18 protein-coding genes are annotated in these 17,051 nt (G+C 49.1%); 1 reads left to right on the forward strand and 17 read right to left on the reverse strand.

What is annotated here, in order from left to right; all coding sequences use genetic code 11:
• Positions 1-106: 106 nt before the first annotated feature.
• The 3 genes from VHA_RS15370 to VHA_RS15380 all read right to left on the reverse strand — a co-directional run bounded on the left by VHA_RS15370 (position 107) and on the right by VHA_RS15380 (position 3,203).
• On the reverse strand, positions 107-1,396 hold the full coding sequence (locus VHA_RS15370) for a TRAP transporter large permease (RefSeq protein ID WP_005505941.1): 1,290 nt from the start codon (positions 1,394-1,396) through the stop codon (positions 107-109).
• 14 nt (positions 1,397-1,410) lie between these two features.
• Positions 1,411-1,938: a TRAP transporter small permease gene (locus VHA_RS15375; protein WP_005505944.1), complete on the reverse strand. Its 528-nt coding sequence runs from the start codon at positions 1,936-1,938 to the stop codon at positions 1,411-1,413.
• A gap of 101 nt (positions 1,939-2,039) precedes the next feature.
• Positions 2,040-3,203, reverse strand: a complete 1,164-nt coding sequence (locus VHA_RS15380) for a TRAP transporter substrate-binding protein (RefSeq protein WP_040529296.1) — start codon at positions 3,201-3,203, stop codon at positions 2,040-2,042.
• A gap of 421 nt (positions 3,204-3,624) precedes the next feature.
• On the opposite strand from VHA_RS15380, the gene VHA_RS15385 reads away from it, so the two are divergent.
• The gene (locus VHA_RS15385) at positions 3,625-5,253 is read left to right on the forward strand and encodes a GMC family oxidoreductase (protein WP_005505947.1); all 1,629 of its coding nucleotides are present in this window, start codon (positions 3,625-3,627) and stop codon (positions 5,251-5,253) included.
• A gap of 56 nt (positions 5,254-5,309) precedes the next feature.
• On the opposite strand, the gene VHA_RS15390 is transcribed toward VHA_RS15385, so the two are convergent.
• The 14 genes from VHA_RS15390 to yceD form a co-directional block, all read right to left on the reverse strand.
• Complete coding sequence (locus tag VHA_RS15390; protein ID WP_005505950.1) at positions 5,310-6,089, reverse strand: IclR family transcriptional regulator; 780 nt, start codon at positions 6,087-6,089, stop codon at positions 5,310-5,312.
• Positions 6,090-6,311: 222 nt separating this feature from the next.
• Entirely contained in the window at positions 6,312-7,085 is a 774-nt protein-coding gene (locus VHA_RS15395) for a TatD family hydrolase (RefSeq protein WP_005505952.1), read from the reverse strand.
• A gap of 100 nt (positions 7,086-7,185) precedes the next feature.
• Positions 7,186-8,154: a DNA polymerase III subunit delta' gene (holB, locus tag VHA_RS15400; protein WP_005505954.1), complete on the reverse strand. Its 969-nt coding sequence runs from the start codon at positions 8,152-8,154 to the stop codon at positions 7,186-7,188.
• Positions 8,144-8,779, reverse strand: coding sequence for a dTMP kinase (gene tmk / locus VHA_RS15405; protein WP_005505956.1), 636 nt, complete (start codon positions 8,777-8,779; stop codon positions 8,144-8,146). The genes holB and tmk overlap by 11 nt, the downstream gene beginning before the upstream one ends.
• The gene (gene mltG / locus VHA_RS15410; protein ID WP_005505958.1) at positions 8,776-9,789 is read right to left on the reverse strand and encodes an endolytic transglycosylase MltG; all 1,014 of its coding nucleotides are present in this window, start codon (positions 9,787-9,789) and stop codon (positions 8,776-8,778) included. Before mltG ends, tmk begins: the two co-directional genes overlap by 4 nt.
• Positions 9,786-10,595, reverse strand: coding sequence for an aminodeoxychorismate lyase (gene pabC / locus VHA_RS15415; RefSeq protein ID WP_005505960.1), 810 nt, complete (start codon positions 10,593-10,595; stop codon positions 9,786-9,788). The genes mltG and pabC overlap by 4 nt, the downstream gene beginning before the upstream one ends.
• 107 nt (positions 10,596-10,702) lie before the next feature.
• A complete protein-coding gene (gene fabF, locus VHA_RS15420) occupies positions 10,703-11,941 on the reverse strand; it encodes a beta-ketoacyl-ACP synthase II (protein WP_005505962.1) in 1,239 nt (412 codons plus the stop codon).
• A 98-nt stretch (positions 11,942-12,039) separates the two neighbouring features.
• On the reverse strand, positions 12,040-12,276 hold the full coding sequence (gene acpP / locus VHA_RS15425) for an acyl carrier protein (protein WP_002541727.1): 237 nt from the start codon (positions 12,274-12,276) through the stop codon (positions 12,040-12,042).
• Between the two features lie 157 nt (positions 12,277-12,433).
• Positions 12,434-13,168: a 3-oxoacyl-ACP reductase FabG gene (fabG, locus tag VHA_RS15430; RefSeq protein WP_005505966.1), complete on the reverse strand. Its 735-nt coding sequence runs from the start codon at positions 13,166-13,168 to the stop codon at positions 12,434-12,436.
• Between the two features lie 58 nt (positions 13,169-13,226).
• A complete protein-coding gene (gene fabD, locus VHA_RS15435; protein ID WP_005505968.1) occupies positions 13,227-14,150 on the reverse strand; it encodes an ACP S-malonyltransferase in 924 nt (307 codons plus the stop codon).
• Between the two features lie 13 nt (positions 14,151-14,163).
• Positions 14,164-15,129 (reverse strand): beta-ketoacyl-ACP synthase III, encoded by a 966-nt coding sequence (locus VHA_RS15440; RefSeq protein ID WP_005505970.1) that lies wholly within the window; start codon positions 15,127-15,129, stop codon positions 14,164-14,166.
• Between the two features lie 5 nt (positions 15,130-15,134).
• Entirely contained in the window at positions 15,135-16,160 is a 1,026-nt protein-coding gene (gene plsX / locus VHA_RS15445; RefSeq protein ID WP_005505971.1) for a phosphate acyltransferase PlsX, read from the reverse strand.
• Positions 16,161-16,169: 9 nt separating this feature from the next.
• Positions 16,170-16,340 carry a 50S ribosomal protein L32 gene (gene rpmF / locus VHA_RS15450; RefSeq protein WP_005505973.1) on the reverse strand — a complete coding sequence of 57 codons (171 nt, stop codon included), beginning with the start codon at positions 16,338-16,340 and terminating at the stop codon, positions 16,170-16,172.
• A 5-nt stretch (positions 16,341-16,345) separates the two neighbouring features.
• Complete coding sequence (yceD, locus tag VHA_RS15455) at positions 16,346-16,876, reverse strand: 23S rRNA accumulation protein YceD (RefSeq protein ID WP_005505975.1); 531 nt, start codon at positions 16,874-16,876, stop codon at positions 16,346-16,348.
• Between the last annotated feature and the right edge of the window lie 175 nt (positions 16,877-17,051).

The raw sequence follows: 17,051 nt of genomic DNA on the forward strand, positions 1-17,051 counted from the left end.
GTAATTTATTGAAAAATAATGTTTTTATCAAAAAACACTGAAGTAAACCTCTGCGTAATCTGAGGCCTGTAGCCTGGGCCGGACAATCGTTAATAACAGAGTTACATCATCCTGCACCGGTAAACTGCAAGAGATAAGTCGATAATGGGGGGTAAAACGCGATAATGACCCAAGCGACACTCAAGGCAAACAGGTATGGCAAAACAAAACGAACAATCGTGAAATAGGGTATACCGGTAATGCCGCTCGCCACGTAAAGGTTCAGGCCGTATGGGGGCGTGATAAAGCCAATGGCATCCCCGACCAGAAAAATAACGGCAAAATGAATCGGATCAACACCGACACTGTACGCAATGGGGGCAAGGATCGGAGCAAGAATGATGGTGTTTGGCAAGCTTTCCAATACCGTACCTGCCGCCAAAACAAGTAGCATACACGCCACAAGCACAAGGGTCGAATCGCCAATCGCCGACATCCATCCCCGCACGACATCTCCCGCACCCAGAAGGGACAACAACTGCTGCATGACAACTGACACGGCAATGAGTGGCGCCAGCATTCCTGTTATTTGTCCTGACCTCAGCAAGATTGTTGGCAAAGCTCGGATTTGTATTTGACGTGTGACAAATACGCCAGCAATCAGGCAAAACCCAACAGTTACGCCCGCAGCTTCTGTGGGCGAGAATGCGCCGGAATAAATACCATAGATCACAATACCAATCGCAATCAGGCCAAGGTAGGCCTTCAAGCCAGTCTTCAGTATACGCACAGGCTCAAATGCAATGATATTCCCCCACTTTTTTTTCTTACAGACTAAATAGCATGCCAGTTGCATTGCGATAACCATCAACATTCCCGGCAGCATCCCACCAATAAATAGATCGCTGATAGAAAGGTCGAGCAAAAAGCCGTACACAATGAAGATAATGCTGGGGGGAATAATGATGCCTACTGTGCCACCGGCTGCTGCCGTTGCTGCGGCGAAACGCTCATCATAATTGTTCTTTGACATTTCTGGTTGCATGATCGACCCAATGGTTGCCGTTGTTCCTGCATTGGAACCAGAGATCGCGGCAAACATCCCGCAGGCACCAATGGTTGCCATGCCAAGGCCACCTCTCACCCACCCTAATATGGAATAGGCAAAGTCAGACATCCGTTTAGCAATACCGGCGGCATTAATCAGGTCTCCTGTCATAATAAATAACGGCAACGCCAAGAGGCCAAAGAAGTTCAGTCCTTCAAACAAGGTTACGCCGATATTGGCAAGCGTGAAATCTACAACGAGGCTACAGCCAACAATCCAAAAACCGATCACTAAAAAAATGGGAACACCAATCACAAACAACAGGGTGACACCCGCAGATATCAGCGCAATCCATGTGCCGTCTTCCATAACGCCTCCTACTCCTAATCCACCAAGGATGCCTGAAGCACAAAAGGCTCTCTGCGCTTGAACGTTTGAATATCTTTTGCCAGATTTTGAATAACCCGGATCACTATCAATCCCCATGCGAGAGGGGTCGCCAAATAGAACCACCACTCCATCACGTCATCTGTCCCCCCCACGATCGCGAAATTGTCGTAGGCGATCCAAACCTGGTTCGTGGCATGGAAAATCACAATTCCTGCAAACACAATCCAAAGAACGGCATCGAGGATCAAACAAAGAAACTGGAGTCGGTAAGACAGCCGCGCGCGTATCTCTGTTAACGCCAGATGGGTGCGTTTTTTAATATTGTAAGAAGCGCCAAACCAAGTCACCCATAGAAAAAGCAGCACCGGAATTGTCGTGCTCCAGGCAACCTGTTCGTTGAACAGGAACCTTCTGACAACTTCAACAAAAATAATCCCGGCCATCGTTGAATAGGTGATCAGGATGATAACCTTTTCCGTGTTTTCATCTAACCATTGCATTAACGCATAAAGCAGTCTCATATCCACCTCGGCAAGCAAACAGCAAATTAACGCAGGGATTATCTATCGCTTGACGTGCAGTCTTTTCGCGTCAGTCATCGGTAAAACCTGCGCCATCATTTCTAGCCCAGCCACCAACGTTGTGGTGGTACATTGACCGCAGAGGTGTCCCGAGGAATTTCCCGGGCGATATCATAGATTGCTTGGTACGTATCATGGCCACCCGACCATTTATTCAGCCGGTCTCTCCATTGCTCCCAAGGCTTGGGATTAAATTCTGGTGAGCACATCTCTTCTGCTTTTCTGAGCTCTGCATCAGAAAGCGTTGCTACACGGGTATTATTTTCCGCAAAAATCGTGCCGGGTTTAGGCGGGTTTGTTGCGCCAACAATATCGGTGAGTGCAGCCTCGTTCATACCCTGTGTAAAAATTTGCGCGACGTATGCTGACTCCATCACATCATCTTGTAAATCAGAGCCCAGCTTATCGAACACAGGCAGACTCATCGCGGTATGCTCAGTACCACAAAAGAATTTAAGGTCGACACATTGTGACACGACTGGCGCCATCCCGGCGTAAGCCACTGCCCCCATCCAGGTTTCTGCACCATCAATAAGCCCTTGTTTCAAACCATCCAAGGTCTCCTCCCAGGCAATGGGAACAGGGTTAAGGTTCATGAGTTGCATGGCTATACGCCCAAGCTGGGTGCCGGTCACCCGGTTTTTGGTACCGGCAAGCTGTTCTACTGAGGTCACCAGAGGTTTGTCCTGCCACTTTAAGCCAAGTTGAATGCCGCGAAGTTCGCAGTGGGTAAAAAGAAATTGCAGTTTATGACGCTTCCTCAGAGGTTCCCTGAACAAGGCTTCACTCTTAGGACTGTAGAAAAAGTGATACTGGGATGCGCGCGACGGGAACATATACGCATAATCAAGCACATTAAGATAAGGTGCTCCCCCCGCAGAGTTTTGGGTTGAGGCAGAATAAATATCAACAATGCCCTGCTGAGTTTTTTTCACGCAATTTGTCTGACCACATATCTGGTTGCTGCCAATGAACTCGACACGAATCGCCCCGTTTGTGCGCTGTTCTAAATCCCTGGCGAAAAAAAGCTGGCCCGATTTCTGGATGTCGAGATTTTTCTCATTAAATCCTGATGCACCAAATTTGAGCTGAAACTTCGGCGGTGCTGAATATCTGTCTTTCTGCGTATTCTCCGCCGCCCTTGCTAAAGACGAAAGGGTCGCACCCGCGCCCAACGTCCCGGCCGCTATCAATGTTGATGTCATCCCAAAATGGGCAGAAACCTTCATAAAATCCCGGCGTGTTATCGTCTCCCGATGTTTTTTCATGCTTGCACTCCTTTGTATTGGCTGTCGCTCAAACTTTTACGCTGGCATGTCAAATGTCACGCTTCCAGATGAGGCCCCTTTCTTATGAGCAATGCGTCCTACGACTCCAGCACCTTAACGCACATTTGTTGAATTCGAGATCGCTTCAAACAAGCTCAACAACACACTCAGATGTTAATAAATGGTTACTTTTTAACCTCGAACACTTCATTAATGGCATAGAAAAAATAAAATTCAAGCCTTGACTAAAAAAATCGAGATAACTAGTCTCATATTTTAATGTTTGAGAATTGCAAGGGTCGCACCGGATCCGTATTGATTTCACGACATTCGCTAACCGACAAGGAGAGTAAGTTAGATGGGCGTATCTTCAAATCGCTATGACTTTATTGTCGTGGGAGCAGGCTCTGCAGGTTGTGTTCTTGCCAACAGACTGTCCAAAGACACGACCAATCGCGTGCTGTTGATTGAAGCAGGAAGAAAGGATAACAACCCTTGGTTGCATATTCCGGTCGGCTACTTCAAGACAATGCACAATCCTAAAACTGACTGGTGTTATGTCACCCAGCCGGATCCTGGCATTAACTTCCGCCAGCTCCAATGGCCAAGGGGCAAAGTACTTGGTGGTTCAAGCGCACTGAATGGGCTGCTGTATGTGAGAGGTCAGGCAGAAGATTATGATCGTTGGGAGACGCTGGGAAACCACGGTTGGTCATACAAAGACGTGTTGCCTTATTTCAAAAAATCCGAGGATCAGGAACGCGGTGCAAACGACTACCATGGTGTCCATGGCTTGCAAAAGGTCAGCGACTTGCGCTTGCGGCGACCGATTGCAGACCACTTTATCAAAGCGGCGGTGAATCTGGGGATCCCTTACAACCCAGACTGCAATGGGAAACACCAAGAAGGTGTTGGCTATTTTCAGCAAACTGCTTACAAAGGATTTCGCTGCAGCACGGCAAAGTCCTTTCTGCGTCCGGCAAAGCACCGTCCCAACCTAGATATACTGACAGATAGCCATGTTATGAAAGTGCTTTTTGACAGTAAGGTTGCTGTTGGCGTCAAGGTTTACCAGAAAGGAGAAGCACGGGATATCTATGCATCAAAAGAAGTGATCCTTTCTTCCGGTGCGATTGGCTCCCCCCAATTGTTACAACTCTCTGGTATCGGCCCCGCCACATTGCTCAATGAACTGGGTATCCCTGTCATACATGACTTACCGGGTGTTGGGGAAAATTTGCAGGATCACCTTCAGGTAAGGCTGGTGTTTAAAACCAGTGAGCGCACGTTAAATGATGAGCTTAACAGCCTGTTCAAGCGTGCGCTCGTTGGGCTGGAATATCTCTTTAAACGTACTGGGCCTTTGACACTGGCTGCAAGCCAAGTGGCAATTTTCACCACCTCCTCTCCCGGGCTCGAGCGTCCAGACATTCAGTTTCACATGCAACCACTGAGTGCAGATAAACCTGGGGATGGCGTTCACCCATTTTCTGCTTTCACGTCTTCCGTGTGCCAACTCCGCCCCTATAGCCGTGGCAGTATAAAAATCACCTCAAAGGATCCGTTCAAACACCCTGATATCCAGCCGTGCTACCTCTCGGATACCCGTGATCAAGAGGTCATCATCAACGCCATTAAACTGGCAAGAAAGATTGCGCATACTTCCCCACTGTCTGAATATATATTGGACGAATATGTGCCAGGCACGAAATACCAGACAGATGAAGAACTCTTGATGGCGGCAAGGCAGTTCAGTCAAACCATTTACCATCCCACCAGCACCTGCAAGATGGGAACAGATAAGATGGCAGTCGTAAATCCCAGGTTACAAGTCTATGGTGTGGAACATTTACGTGTGGTGGACGCTTCTATCATGCCGGAAATCGCATCCGGTAATACCAACGCCCCAACAATAATGATCGCCGAAAAAGCATCGGATATGATTTTAGAAGACCATAAAATGGTTACGCATGGGCTATCTACCTGAGTCCATCACACCACATCTTGGCGTATACCCAAGCGATTTGAAGGTGCTTGGGTATATCAGTTAGCGGTAACATCATCGGCGATGCCAAATTCTGCTAGAGCCAGTCGTTGGGCAGCCCGGCGCAAAAGTGGCAGGTATTGCCGGAGTTCTTCCAGTGACTTACGTGCTGAAGGTGCATGAACCGCGACCGTAAATGCGACACGGTTGTCGTTATCAATCACAGGAACGGCAATCGCAACCATATCATCAAGAAACTCGCCGGTGTCTACGCCAACACCATCCTTGGCAATGTTTACCAAGTGTTTTTCAAGTTCATTGACATCGGTAATGGTTTGCGGGGTTTCTCGCGAAAGGGGTACGCTTTTCAACAGACGTTTACGCGTGGCAGGTTTCATGTCCGCAAGAAACAGCTTGCCCGATGCCGTGCAGTGTAATGGGTAGTGCTTGCCAACAGGTAAGTGAATGCGATAAGGCCAGTTTGTCTCAACCCGTTCAAGGTACAAGATCTCCGTGCCATCCAGGATGGTAATGTTGCACGTTTCACCTATTTGATCAGACAGTTCTTTCAGAATAGAAAAGCGATGTACATTGATCGCTGAGTTTTTCAGGGTATCACGCGCAAGCGCCCGTAACCGGTTTCCGGCAGTAAACCGTTTTCCGTCTGGCTCTCTTTGAAGCAGCCCTTCCTCTTCCAGTTGCTGCGCAATTCGATGCACTGTCTGTTTCGGTAAGCCCAGTTCTTCAGCCAGATAAACGCTGGATAATGGCTTATCTGCTTTCACTATCTTTTCCAGGATAACAAAACCCCGGATAAGCGTTGACTGTGTTTCCTTCATTCTGACCTTCCAGGCTGAAATGTTGAGGTGAAATGAATGGGATGGGAGGCTAAGTTATCTTAATTTTATAAACCAATGAGAGCTGTTGCCAGTCAGCCTTGATTAATTGAGAGGTGAAGTCCCGAATTTTCACCATCCGGTCTTGACTGCCTCCCAAATAAACCATGCTACTGTCAACCGCATGGTTGTTCGCAGTCGCATGGTTTATTGCTAAGGGCAGCGTTAGGCGGCAAGTTTGAAGAGGCGGAAGAAGTTTTCAGTTGTCACTCTTGCCACTTCTTCATAGGAGACGCCTTTCAGCAAGCCTACATATTCTGCCACTTCGCGGACGTACGCAGGCTGGTTTTCCTTGCCACGGTAAGGGACCGGCGCGAGGTATGGCGAGTCGGTTTCAACCAGCAGTTTCTCCAATGGCAAGCGACGAACAACATCTTTCAGTTCAGACGCTTTGTTGAACGTGACAATGCCTGAGATAGAAATGTAAAAACCCAATTCAATTGCGGCTTCTGCCATTTCATAGCTTTCGGTGAAGCAGTGCAATACACCACCTACTTTCTGGGCGTTTTCTTCACGCAGGATTTGTAAGGTATCTTCGCGGGCCATGCGGGTATGGATAATCAGGGGCTTATCCAGCTCAACGGCCAGACGGACATGCTGGCGGAATGCCTCTTTCTGCTTTTCAGCCAGTTCTGGCTGGTAGTGGTAGTCAAGCCCGGTTTCACCAATTGCCACCACACGCTCATCAGACGCTAAGGCTTTCAGGGTGTCGTAATCAAAGCCCTCTTCAATATCCAGTGGGTGGACACCGCAAGAGGCAAACACGTTATTAAACGGGCGAATCAACTCCATCATTTTCGGAAAGCTTTTGAGGGTCACACCGACAGACAACAGATAATCCACACCACGCTGTCTGGCATTTTCTATCACAGCGCCCACATCTGTGTGTAAATCTTTATAGTTCAGTTTGTCGAGGTGGCAATGCGAGTCGACTAGCACGTTTTTTCTCCGGTAGGTTGTTAACGAAAGCTGACGATTATACGCCATTTGAAGCGGGATAGTTCAATCTCCCACTTTCGAGGTTCAGCTCTTGTTTCTATCAGGCTGTGATAAATTCTGTCAGCCAACGACTGATGAGCAACTCGCTGTTCAAGCCTGTGTGTCTGGCAAGTTCTGCTTTCATGCGGTTCAGCCCCATCAACTGGGCCATCACTTGGGAGTGCGGCAGTGAGGAAGCCAGGGTCTGGAGTGTTTTCATTTCATCGCAGTGAACAATTGCTTCATCTGAACCTTGCTGGATTTTCACCACATCAAGCAGCAGGAAGCTCAACCACTGCAACCCCTCCTGCTGGGCTTTGACCACCTGTTCAGTCACAGTGAACAAGCCTTGTTTTTGGATGACAAAGCTGGCAAACCCATCCACCACCGCTTTATGTCTGGCCACACTGCCGTTTTCAACAAACGCCTTTGCAGCAAGCGGCGCACCACGGTTAATACGAAGGACCTGCAAAGGTACAGATTCAAACAGTTCGCCTTCCACCCAGCGTTTTACGACAGACTCTTCCGGCAGTTTCGGTTTCCACTTGTTACAGCGGCTGACTACTGTTGGCAACATGGTGTCCATTGACTGTGACAGCAAGATAAAATGGCAATGGGAAGGCGGTTCTTCCAACGTTTTCAGCAGCGCATTGGCCGCCGCTTCACCCATGCGGTCAGCATTCTGGATCAGGATGACACGCTGCCCCCCTAACTGTGAGGTTTCCCATGCGTACTGGTTACCGGCGCGAATCGCATCAACCCCCAGCTGTTTACCCTCAGCCTCAGGTTTCAGCCAGTGGAAGTCCGGATGGGTGTCTGCATCAAACAGCTGACAGCTATGGCAGATGCCACAGGGTTCGGTCACCCCGTTTTTACACAGAATGGTCTTCGCGAGCATAGCGGCAAGTTCAATCTTGCCACTGCCTGTAGGTGCACTCAGTAAAATGGCATGGTGGAGGCGATCCTGACCAAGCAGCTGCTGCCAGCTTTGCCAGATTTCCTGATGCCAGGGATAACGCTTAGCCTGCATGGTTCAGCCAGTGCTCCAACGCCTTGCGAATGTCTGCCGAGACGTTTTCAATGGATTGAGAAGCATCGATGATCACAACGTTTTCATCTTCGTTTGCCAGTTCTAAATACCGTGCGCGGGTGCGGTGGAAAAAATCGAGCTCCATCTGCTCAATACGATCCAACTCTCCACGGGCACGGGCGCGTTCAAGGCCAATCGCTGGATCCAAATCGAGATAGAGCGTGAAATCAGGACGGAAGTCGCCCAACACGGTATCACGCAGATTTTGCATCAATGCCTTATCAAATCCACGGCCACCGCCCTGATAAGCCTGTGAAGACATATCATGACGATCCCCCACGACGTAGGCCCCCTTCGCCAATGCAGGTTTGATCACATTATCCACCAACTGAATGCGCGCTGCATAAAGCAGCAATAGCTCTGCCATATCGGTCAGAGGTTCATCGGGGTGCCCTTCTTTTACCAGCGTACGCATTTGTTCTGCCAAAGGCGTTCCACCCGGTTCACGTGTGGTTTCAATGTGCGCAATACCCTGCGCTTTCAGAATGTCAATCACATTGCGGATTGCGGTGGTTTTACCCGCGCCTTCCAGACCTTCTACAACGATAAATTTTCCGTTTTTCATTGGCTTCTTAATGCTTTGAGATACTGTCTTACTGCGCGGTTGTGCTCCGCCAGCGTCTTAGAAAACGTGTGGCCACCCCGTCCATCTGCCACAAAATAAAAATAGGACGTGTCCGCAGGTTGGGCTGCGGCAAGAATAGAGGCTTTACCCGGCATGGCTATTGGCGTAGGCGGCAGGCCAAAAATCACATAGGTGTTATATGGCGTAGGTGTGCGCAAGTCTTTTTTACGAATGTTACCGTCATATTTGTCACCCAAACCATAAATCACCGTTGGATCCGTCTGCAGGCGCATACCTTTATTCAGCCGGTTCACAAACACCGAGGCCACTTTCCCGCGCTCATTATCGACGGCAGTTTCTTTTTCAATGATCGAAGCCAGTGTGAGCAAATCGTAGGAATTCTTGATAGGAAGATCTTTTGCACGCCCCTGCCAGGCTTCATCCAATGCTGATTGCAGCTGGCTTGCCGCCCTTTTGAGGATCGACAACTCGCTCTGCCCCGCCACATAATAATAGGTTTCAGGCAGTAATAACCCTTCCAACTTTTCTGTAGAAAGTCCAAGCTTTACGGCGATTTCTGCTTCTGAAAGATCAGTGGTGTCATGGGTCAGATAATCCGTACTTGCCAGTTGCTCACGCCACTCCTTAAAGGTGCTCCCCTCGACGAAAGTGATCGAGAAATGGTGCTCCTTACCCTTTCGCACCAATGCAAACAATTCAGCCAACGTCAGGCCTGGCTGCACTTGAAAGGTGCCTGCTTTCAGCCGGGTAAGCTCAGGGTGTGTTTTGGCCGCCCATCGTGACCAAGGTGAAGCGTCAACAATGCCATCAGAAACCAGCTTGCGGGTAAACGAGTAGTAATTCGCTCCCTCTGGTACAGTGACCAATAGTGTCTCCGTCGGTTTGATTTCACTGTTAACATAATTCTCAATTTGGGTGTAAACCCAGTATGCACCACCAGCGGTTGCCAGTACCAAGAATAAAATAACCAGCGCAAGTTTTTTAATCACACATCTAACCTTAAAGTGATTGCTCTACAAACGTCAAAATCGCTGTAGTCCTTTCCTTCTAAGCAGCGAACAGGAACCAAACCCATCACTGCATTGGTGATAAATATTTCGTCAGCATCGAGTAACTCGTCATGCGTAACCGACACTTCTTTTATTGGATAACCGTCCAGCACGGCAAGATCCATGACCTGAGCACGCATCGTGCCTGCCACTCCCGCCAGTTCAACCGGAGGAGTATAAAGACTCTTTCCTTTTCGCCAGAAGATATTTGATGCCGAGGTTTCCACAACGTGGCCATTCATATCACAGGCGACACCATCATCCACACCAAGCAATTCCACTTCCTGCTTTAGCAGAACTTGCTCAAGACGGTTTAAATGTTTCAGTCCTGCTATCGGCGACAGCCCAATCCGCTGGCTCAACACTTTCATGGTGATACCGTCTTCACGCCATGAAAGGTAATGGGCAGGAAAAGGATGGGTGCTGACAACCACATTAGGCGTTACGCAGCCTGCCGGACTGTACCCCCTGCCACCAGTGCCCCGGGTGACCATCACCTTCATCACTGCCCGTTCACTTTCTTTGACAGCATCAGCGGCAATCTTAACCCAATGAGTGACATCTCCCCAGTTCACACCGGCGATTTTCAGTGTTGCCACGTTATCTTTCAGACGCTTTTTATGGCGCAACCAGTCACAGACCTGTCCATTTTTAACCAACATGGTGGTGAACACACCATCACCGTACTGAAATGCACGGTCGCTTGCTTCCACCTTACTGGTGGAATGACCATTCATTAAGAGCATGCCCCTTCCCTGAACACCGATAAAAAAATGGCCCGGTCACCAAGTACCGAGCCATTCTATTCTATCAAAAAACCTTGTTAGCAAAGAAACTAAGCGGGCAAATAAACTTAGATTTTCTTGAAGATCAGCGAACCATTTGTGCCACCGAAACCGAAAGAGTTGCACAGTGCATACTCCATCTTCACTTGGCGTGCTTCGTGAGGAACGTAATCCAGGTCACAGCCTTCACCAACGTTATCCAGGTTGATGGTTGGCGGAACCGCCTGATCAACCAGAGACATCGCGGTAATAATGGCTTCAACAGAGCCCGCGGCACCCAGAAGGTGACCTGTCATCGATTTGGTGGAAGAGACCATCGTTTTGTCTGCCGCATCACCCAACGCCAGACGAATACCTTTCGTTTCAGCAATGTCACCTGCCGGTGTTGACGTACCGTGCGCATTCACATAACCGATTTGATCTGGCGTGATACCTGCGTCGCGGATAGCTGCTTTCATTGCCAGCGCGCCACCTGAACCGTCTTCGCTTGGCGAGGTCATGTGGTACGCATCACCACTCATACCGAAGCCAACGAGCTCACAGTAGATTTTCGCGCCACGCGCTTTCGCGTGTTCGTATTCTTCCAATACCATCACACCTGCACCGTCACCCAGAACAAAACCGTCACGGTCTTTATCCCAGGGGCGTGATGCTGCCTGAGGATCGTCATTGCGGGTAGACAGTGCTTTCGCTGCGGCGAAACCGCCAATACCCAGTTCGGTCGATGCTTTCTCTGCACCACCGGCAACCATAGCGTCAGCATCACCATAGGCAATCATACGTGCTGCATGGCCAATGTTGTGAAGGCCAGTAGTACACGCGGTCGCAATCGCGATGTTTGGACCGCGAAGACCATAGTTGATGGAAACGTGACCGGCGATCATGTTTACGATGGTCGACGGTACAAAAAACGGGCTGATTTTGCGTGGGCCTTTTTCGACATACGCACGGTGGTTAGCTTCAATAAGCCCCAAACCACCAATGCCAGAGCCGATGGCTACGCCAATACGGTCTGCGTTTTCTTCTGTGATCTCCAGACCAGAATCTTTAAGTGCTTGCACACTTGCTGCAATGCCATATTGGATGAACAGGTCCATTTTTTTGGCATCTTTCTTAGAGATGTAATCTTCACTGTTGAAATCATTTATCAGACCAGCAAATTTAGTCGCGAAGTCAGACGTATCAAAATGGGTGATACTCTGAATACCACTCTGGCCAGCCAGCAGTGCTTTCCAAGATGATTCAACGGTGTTACCTACAGGCGATAACATCCCCATGCCAGTGACAACAACACGACGCTTAGACACGATGATATTCTCCGGAGAAAGGTGTTATAACGAAATTTCGCGGATGGTATAAAAAACTCAGGCGGTCAAGGTGACCGCCTGGGGGGATCTTGTTCTGATTACTCAGACGCGCTAACAACGTAGTCGATAGCCGCTTGTACAGTCGTAATCTTCTCTGCTTCTTCGTCTGGAATCTCGGTATCGAATTCTTCTTCCAGAGCCATTACCAGCTCAACGGTATCCAGTGAGTCTGCGCCCAGATCGTCAACAAAAGATGCTTCGTTTTTAACTTCTGCTTCGTCTACGCCCAGTTGCTCAACGATGATTTTTTTTACGCGTTCTTCGATGTTGCTCATATTAATACTATTCCTTACAAGATTCGCAGATGCGATATGTGCAGTAGTTTATTCAATAACGTGGAAGTTGCAACACCCGAAATGCTGGTCAAACCACGATTTGGCTGATAAACCATCGGATTTTGACCTGAATCATTTAGAGGTGCAACTTTATTGTTTAAATCATGTACATGCCGCCATTGACATGCAGTGTTTCCCCCGTGATATACGCTGCATCATCTGATGCAAGGAATGCGACAGTAGCCGCAATTTCACGTGGTTCACCCAGACGTCCAGCAGGTACCTGAGCCAATGTCGCTGCACGCTGATCATCATTCAGCGCTTTTGTCATGTCGGTTTCGATGAAACCCGGGGCAACAGTATTTACAGTAATCCCACGTGATGCAACCTCACGTGCCATAGATTTGGTAAAGCCCACAACGCCGGCTTTCGCAGCAGCATAGTTTGCCTGACCAGCGTTACCCATGGTGCCAACCACTGAGCCAACATTAATGATGCGGCCGTTACGCTTTTTCATCATCGCACGCAATACGGCTTTAGACATGCGGAAGATAGACGTCAGGTTGGTGTCCATAATGTCTTGCCATTCGTCGTCTTTCATTCGCATCAGAAGGTTGTCACGGGTGATGCCGGCGTTGTTCACCAGAATATCGACATCACCAAACTCTTCTTTAATTGCCTTAAGTACAGCGTCAATGGATTCAGCAGAGGTTACATTAAGCGCATAACCTTTACCATTTTCACCCAGAAATTCGCTAATTGCTGAGGCACCGCTCTCAGAAGTGGCAGTCCCTACAACCGTTGCACCGCGCTCAACCAGCAGTTCAGCAATTGCACGGCCAATGCCGCGGCTCGCACCTGTTACCAGAGCAATCTTACCGTTCAGGTTCATCAGTTTTCGTTCCTTTATTAAACAGCCAGCTTTCACCGGCTGTGAATCCCAGAATTGATTACTTCGCCGCTTCCAGAGAAGCTGGATCATTCACTGCTGCTGCGTTCAGACGTTTGTCGATACGCTTGGCGAGGCCAGTCAACACTTTGCCTGGTCCCATTTCGAGCAGCAGTTCAACGCCGTCATTGGCCATTTTCTCACAACCTTCTGTCCAGCGAACCGGACCGTACAATTGGCGAACTAACGCATCTTTGATTGCAGCCGGATCAGTTTCAATCGCAACATCAGCATTGTTAATTACAGGAATAGAAGGTGCCGAAAATTCGATTTCTTCCAGCGCAACCGCCAGTTTATCAGCAGCAGGTTTCATCAATGCACAGTGAGATGGCACAGACACTGGCAGTGGCAGAGCACGCTTGGCTCCCGCCGCTTTACAAAGCGCGTTTGCACGTTCAACCGCTTCTTTATTACCTGCGATAACTACCTGACCCGGAGAGTTAAAGTTAACCGGCGACACGACCTGACCTTGCGCCGCTTCTTCACACGCTTTTGCGATAGCGTCATTGTCGAGGCCAATGATGGCAGACATGGCGCCAACACCAGCAGGAACGGCTTCTTGCATCAGCTCGCCGCGCAGCTCTACCAGCTTAACCGCTTGTTTAAAGTCGATAACGCCGGCACACACCAGCGCAGAGTATTCACCCAGGCTGTGCCCTGCCATCACAGAAGGCTGCGCTCCGCCCTCTTGCTGCCAAACACGCCAAATGGCAACAGATGCCGTTAACAGCGCTGGCTGGGTACGGTTGGTTTGGTTCAGATCTTCCGCAGGACCATTTTGGACCAGTGCCCAAAGGTCATAGCCAAGTACTTCAGAAGCTTCTGCAAAGGTTTCTTGTACTACAGGAAATTGTTCAGCCAGTTCTGCCAGCATACCCACAGCTTGAGAACCCTGGCCGGGAAAAACCACAGCAAAATTAGACATAGCGTTTTCCTTTTTAAAATTTGATCAGAGCTGAGCCCCAGGCAAAACCACCACCAAAGGCTTCGAGCAAAATCGTATGGCCGCGTTGAATGCGTCCGTCACGTACCGCTTCATCAAGCGCAGTGGGCACGGAAGCAGCCGATGTATTGCCATGCTTATCAAGTGTGAGTACTACCTGATCCATCGACATGGCAAGTTTTTTCGCCGTTGCCTTGATAATGCGGTAGTTTGCTTGGTGAGGGACCAACCAATCTATTTCAGACTTATCCATCTGGTTTTCATCCAGTGTTTCCGCCACGATGTTTGCCAGTTGCGTTACCGCGACCTTGAACACATCGTTACCCGCCATATACAGCCATGCATCAGCATCCACCTGGCTTCCTGCTTTCACGCGTTGTGGGTATTTCACCTTCAGCAACTCGCCGAATTTACCGTCAGCACGAAGATGGGTTGAAATAATGCCGGGTTCTTCACTGGCACCGACAACAACCGCACCCGCGCCATCGCCAAACAGGATGATGGTTGAGCGGTCTTCTGGATCACACAAGTGGGAGAGACGATCTGCACCAATCACCAGTACATTGCGCGCCATACCTGACTTTACATATTGATCGGCCACACTCAGTGCATAAACAAAACCTGAGCACGCAGCCGCAATATCAAACGCCGGACAACCACTGATCTCCAGCATTGCCTGAATCTCACAGGCCGCTGAGGGGAATGCACTTTCGCCACTGGTGGTAGCAACAATAATCAGATCGATATCTTGTTTATCCATGCCGGCCATTTCAATAGCCCGGCAAGCAGCATGGTAACCCATAGTAGCAACAGTGTCTTGCGCACTGGCGATACGGCGTTCTTTGATACCTGTACGGGCAGTGATCCACTCATCACTGGTATCCACCATTTTTTCAAGATCCGCATTGGTGCGGATTTGCGCAGGCAGATAACTGCCTGTGCCTAGAATCTTACTGTACATGAAGACTAATAATGCCTCTCGAGTAGTACGGCTTCCAAACGGTCACATATTTTATTCGGTAGTTGCCGTTCGACTTCGTGTACCGCTTCTCCGATAGCATGTTGGAAAGCGGAAATATCAGCCCGTCCGTGGCTTTTCACTACAATGCCGCGCAATCCTAACAGACTTGCACCATTGTACTGGTCGGGGTTCAGGTCTTTGAGGCGATTAAACAGCCCACCAAATAACCATTTAGCTACCAGTTTCTTAAAAGGATTAGCCAAGACATGTATCTTCAGGCTCTCTAAAAACAGCCTGGCGACACCTTCACTGGTTTTAAGGCTCACATTACCGACAAATCCGTCACAGACAATGACATCAGCTTTACCGGTATAAAGCTGGTCACCCTCTACATAACCAATGTAATTGACCGCTGAGCACTGTTGCAGCATCTCTGAACAACGCTTAACCAAGTCATTACCTTTGATCTCTTCTTCACCGATATTCAGCAAGCCCACTGAAGGCTTATAGCCCAACTGCTCTTCTGCCAGCACAGAGCCCATTACTGCAAATTGAAACAGGGTGTCTGCATCCACAGAAACATTGGCGCCCAAATCCAGTAACCAACTCTGCTGATCACCAACGGTGGGCAGTTCTGAGATCAATGCGGGACGGTCTATGCCAGGAAGAAGCTTCAACAGCGAACGGGAAAGCGCCATCAATGCACCGGTATTTCCGGCACTGACACAGGCATCAGCCTGACCGTCTGCAACCAGTTCAAGGGCAATACGCATGGATGTCCCTTTACTCGATCTCAGTGCTTGTGAGGGTCTTGTGTCATTGGCGATCAAAGATTCCGCATGAACAATCGATATGCGGGGATTTTCTTTTTGCCCCAGCGATACAAGCTGGCGGGTGATCTCAGATTGATCACCGACGAGTACCACTTTTAACGAGGGGAAATGCAACAATGCCTGCACGGAGGCAGGCACTGTTACTTGAGGACCGAAATCCCCGCCCATCGCATCAAGTGCAATGGTTAGACCTGTCAAGGCTCAACCTTACTTGTTGATTACCTTACGGCCACGGTAGAAACCGTCAGCAGTCACGTTGTGACGCAGGTGAGTTTCACCAGAAGTTGCATCTACAGACAGTGCTGCAGTGCCCAGCGCATCGTGTGAACGACGCATACCACGCTTAGAACGGGTTTTACGGTTCTGTTGTACGGCCATTGACCCTACTCCTCGTTACTTTGCTTTAAATTTTTCAAAACGGCAAATGGATTCGGACGCTCATCAGCAAGCGGGATTTCCCCAAATACCATGCTCTCAGAATCAACTTCGCAATCTTCTTCGTCATGCATGGCAACCTGTGGCAAAGCCACAATCAACTCATCTTCGATAAGTTGAAGCAAGTCAATCTCACCATTTTCGTCGACTAATGCCGGCTCATAAGCATCCGGTAAATTGCCAACCTGATCTTCATTGAAAACCGGGCTGTAAATAAATTCGACTTCACAATGATGCGGGAAGGTTTTCCAACAACGCTGACACTCTAAATTGACGTCGACCTTGGCGTTACCGCGTACAATCTTCAGCCCTTGAGCATCAATGTCAAACGAAAGCTTCACTTCGGCATCACTGATTACACCTTCAGTTGCTTCAGCAATACGCGCCAGTTGCTTAACAGTGATGATGCCATCGTAATCAAGCCGCTTTTGCGCACTTCTAAACGGGTCAACCGTTAGTGGTAGCTTTACCTTTTGCATAGGGCGCGAATTCTAGCCTCCTATGTAGCCTGAGTCAAAGAAATTTATGCCTTTACTTCTATTCAGCGCTTCAAACGCCCTGAGAAATAAAAACAAGGTTGCTTTCTGAACAACAGGCACTTAGCACAATTGATCTTTGAATGGGCGACAACTGCCAACGCACACCAGATGCCCA

This window comes from Grimontia hollisae CIP 101886, from assembly GCF_000176515.1.
In the GTDB taxonomy this organism is placed as follows: domain Bacteria; phylum Pseudomonadota; class Gammaproteobacteria; order Enterobacterales; family Vibrionaceae; genus Enterovibrio; species Enterovibrio hollisae.

Coding starts and splice junctions, on each gene's coding strand:
- VHA_RS15375 (WP_005505944.1), bottom strand. CDS start 1,938: ATGAGACTGCTTTATGCGTTAATGCAATGGTTAGATGAAAACACGGAA.
- pabC (WP_005505960.1), bottom strand. CDS start 10,595: ATGCTCTTAATGAATGGTCATTCCACCAGTAAGGTGGAAGCAAGCGAC.
- holB (WP_005505954.1), bottom strand. CDS start 8,154: ATGCAGGCTAAGCGTTATCCCTGGCATCAGGAAATCTGGCAAAGCTGG.
- VHA_RS15385 (WP_005505947.1), top strand. CDS start 3,625: ATGGGCGTATCTTCAAATCGCTATGACTTTATTGTCGTGGGAGCAGGC.
- fabD (WP_005505968.1), bottom strand. CDS start 14,150: ATGTCTAATTTTGCTGTGGTTTTTCCCGGCCAGGGTTCTCAAGCTGTG.
- VHA_RS15390 (WP_005505950.1), bottom strand. CDS start 6,089: ATGAAGGAAACACAGTCAACGCTTATCCGGGGTTTTGTTATCCTGGAA.
- VHA_RS15380 (WP_040529296.1), bottom strand. CDS start 3,203: ATGACATCAACATTGATAGCGGCCGGGACGTTGGGCGCGGGTGCGACC.
- yceD (WP_005505975.1), bottom strand. CDS start 16,876: ATGCAAAAGGTAAAGCTACCACTAACGGTTGACCCGTTTAGAAGTGCG.
- VHA_RS15440 (WP_005505970.1), bottom strand. CDS start 15,129: ATGTACAGTAAGATTCTAGGCACAGGCAGTTATCTGCCTGCGCAAATC.
- rpmF (WP_005505973.1), bottom strand. CDS start 16,340: ATGGCCGTACAACAGAACCGTAAAACCCGTTCTAAGCGTGGTATGCGT.
- acpP (WP_002541727.1), bottom strand. CDS start 12,276: ATGAGCAACATCGAAGAACGCGTAAAAAAAATCATCGTTGAGCAACTG.
- fabG (WP_005505966.1), bottom strand. CDS start 13,168: ATGAACCTGAACGGTAAGATTGCTCTGGTAACAGGTGCGAGCCGCGGC.
- tmk (WP_005505956.1), bottom strand. CDS start 8,779: ATGAAAAACGGAAAATTTATCGTTGTAGAAGGTCTGGAAGGCGCGGGT.
- VHA_RS15370 (WP_005505941.1), bottom strand. CDS start 1,396: ATGGAAGACGGCACATGGATTGCGCTGATATCTGCGGGTGTCACCCTG.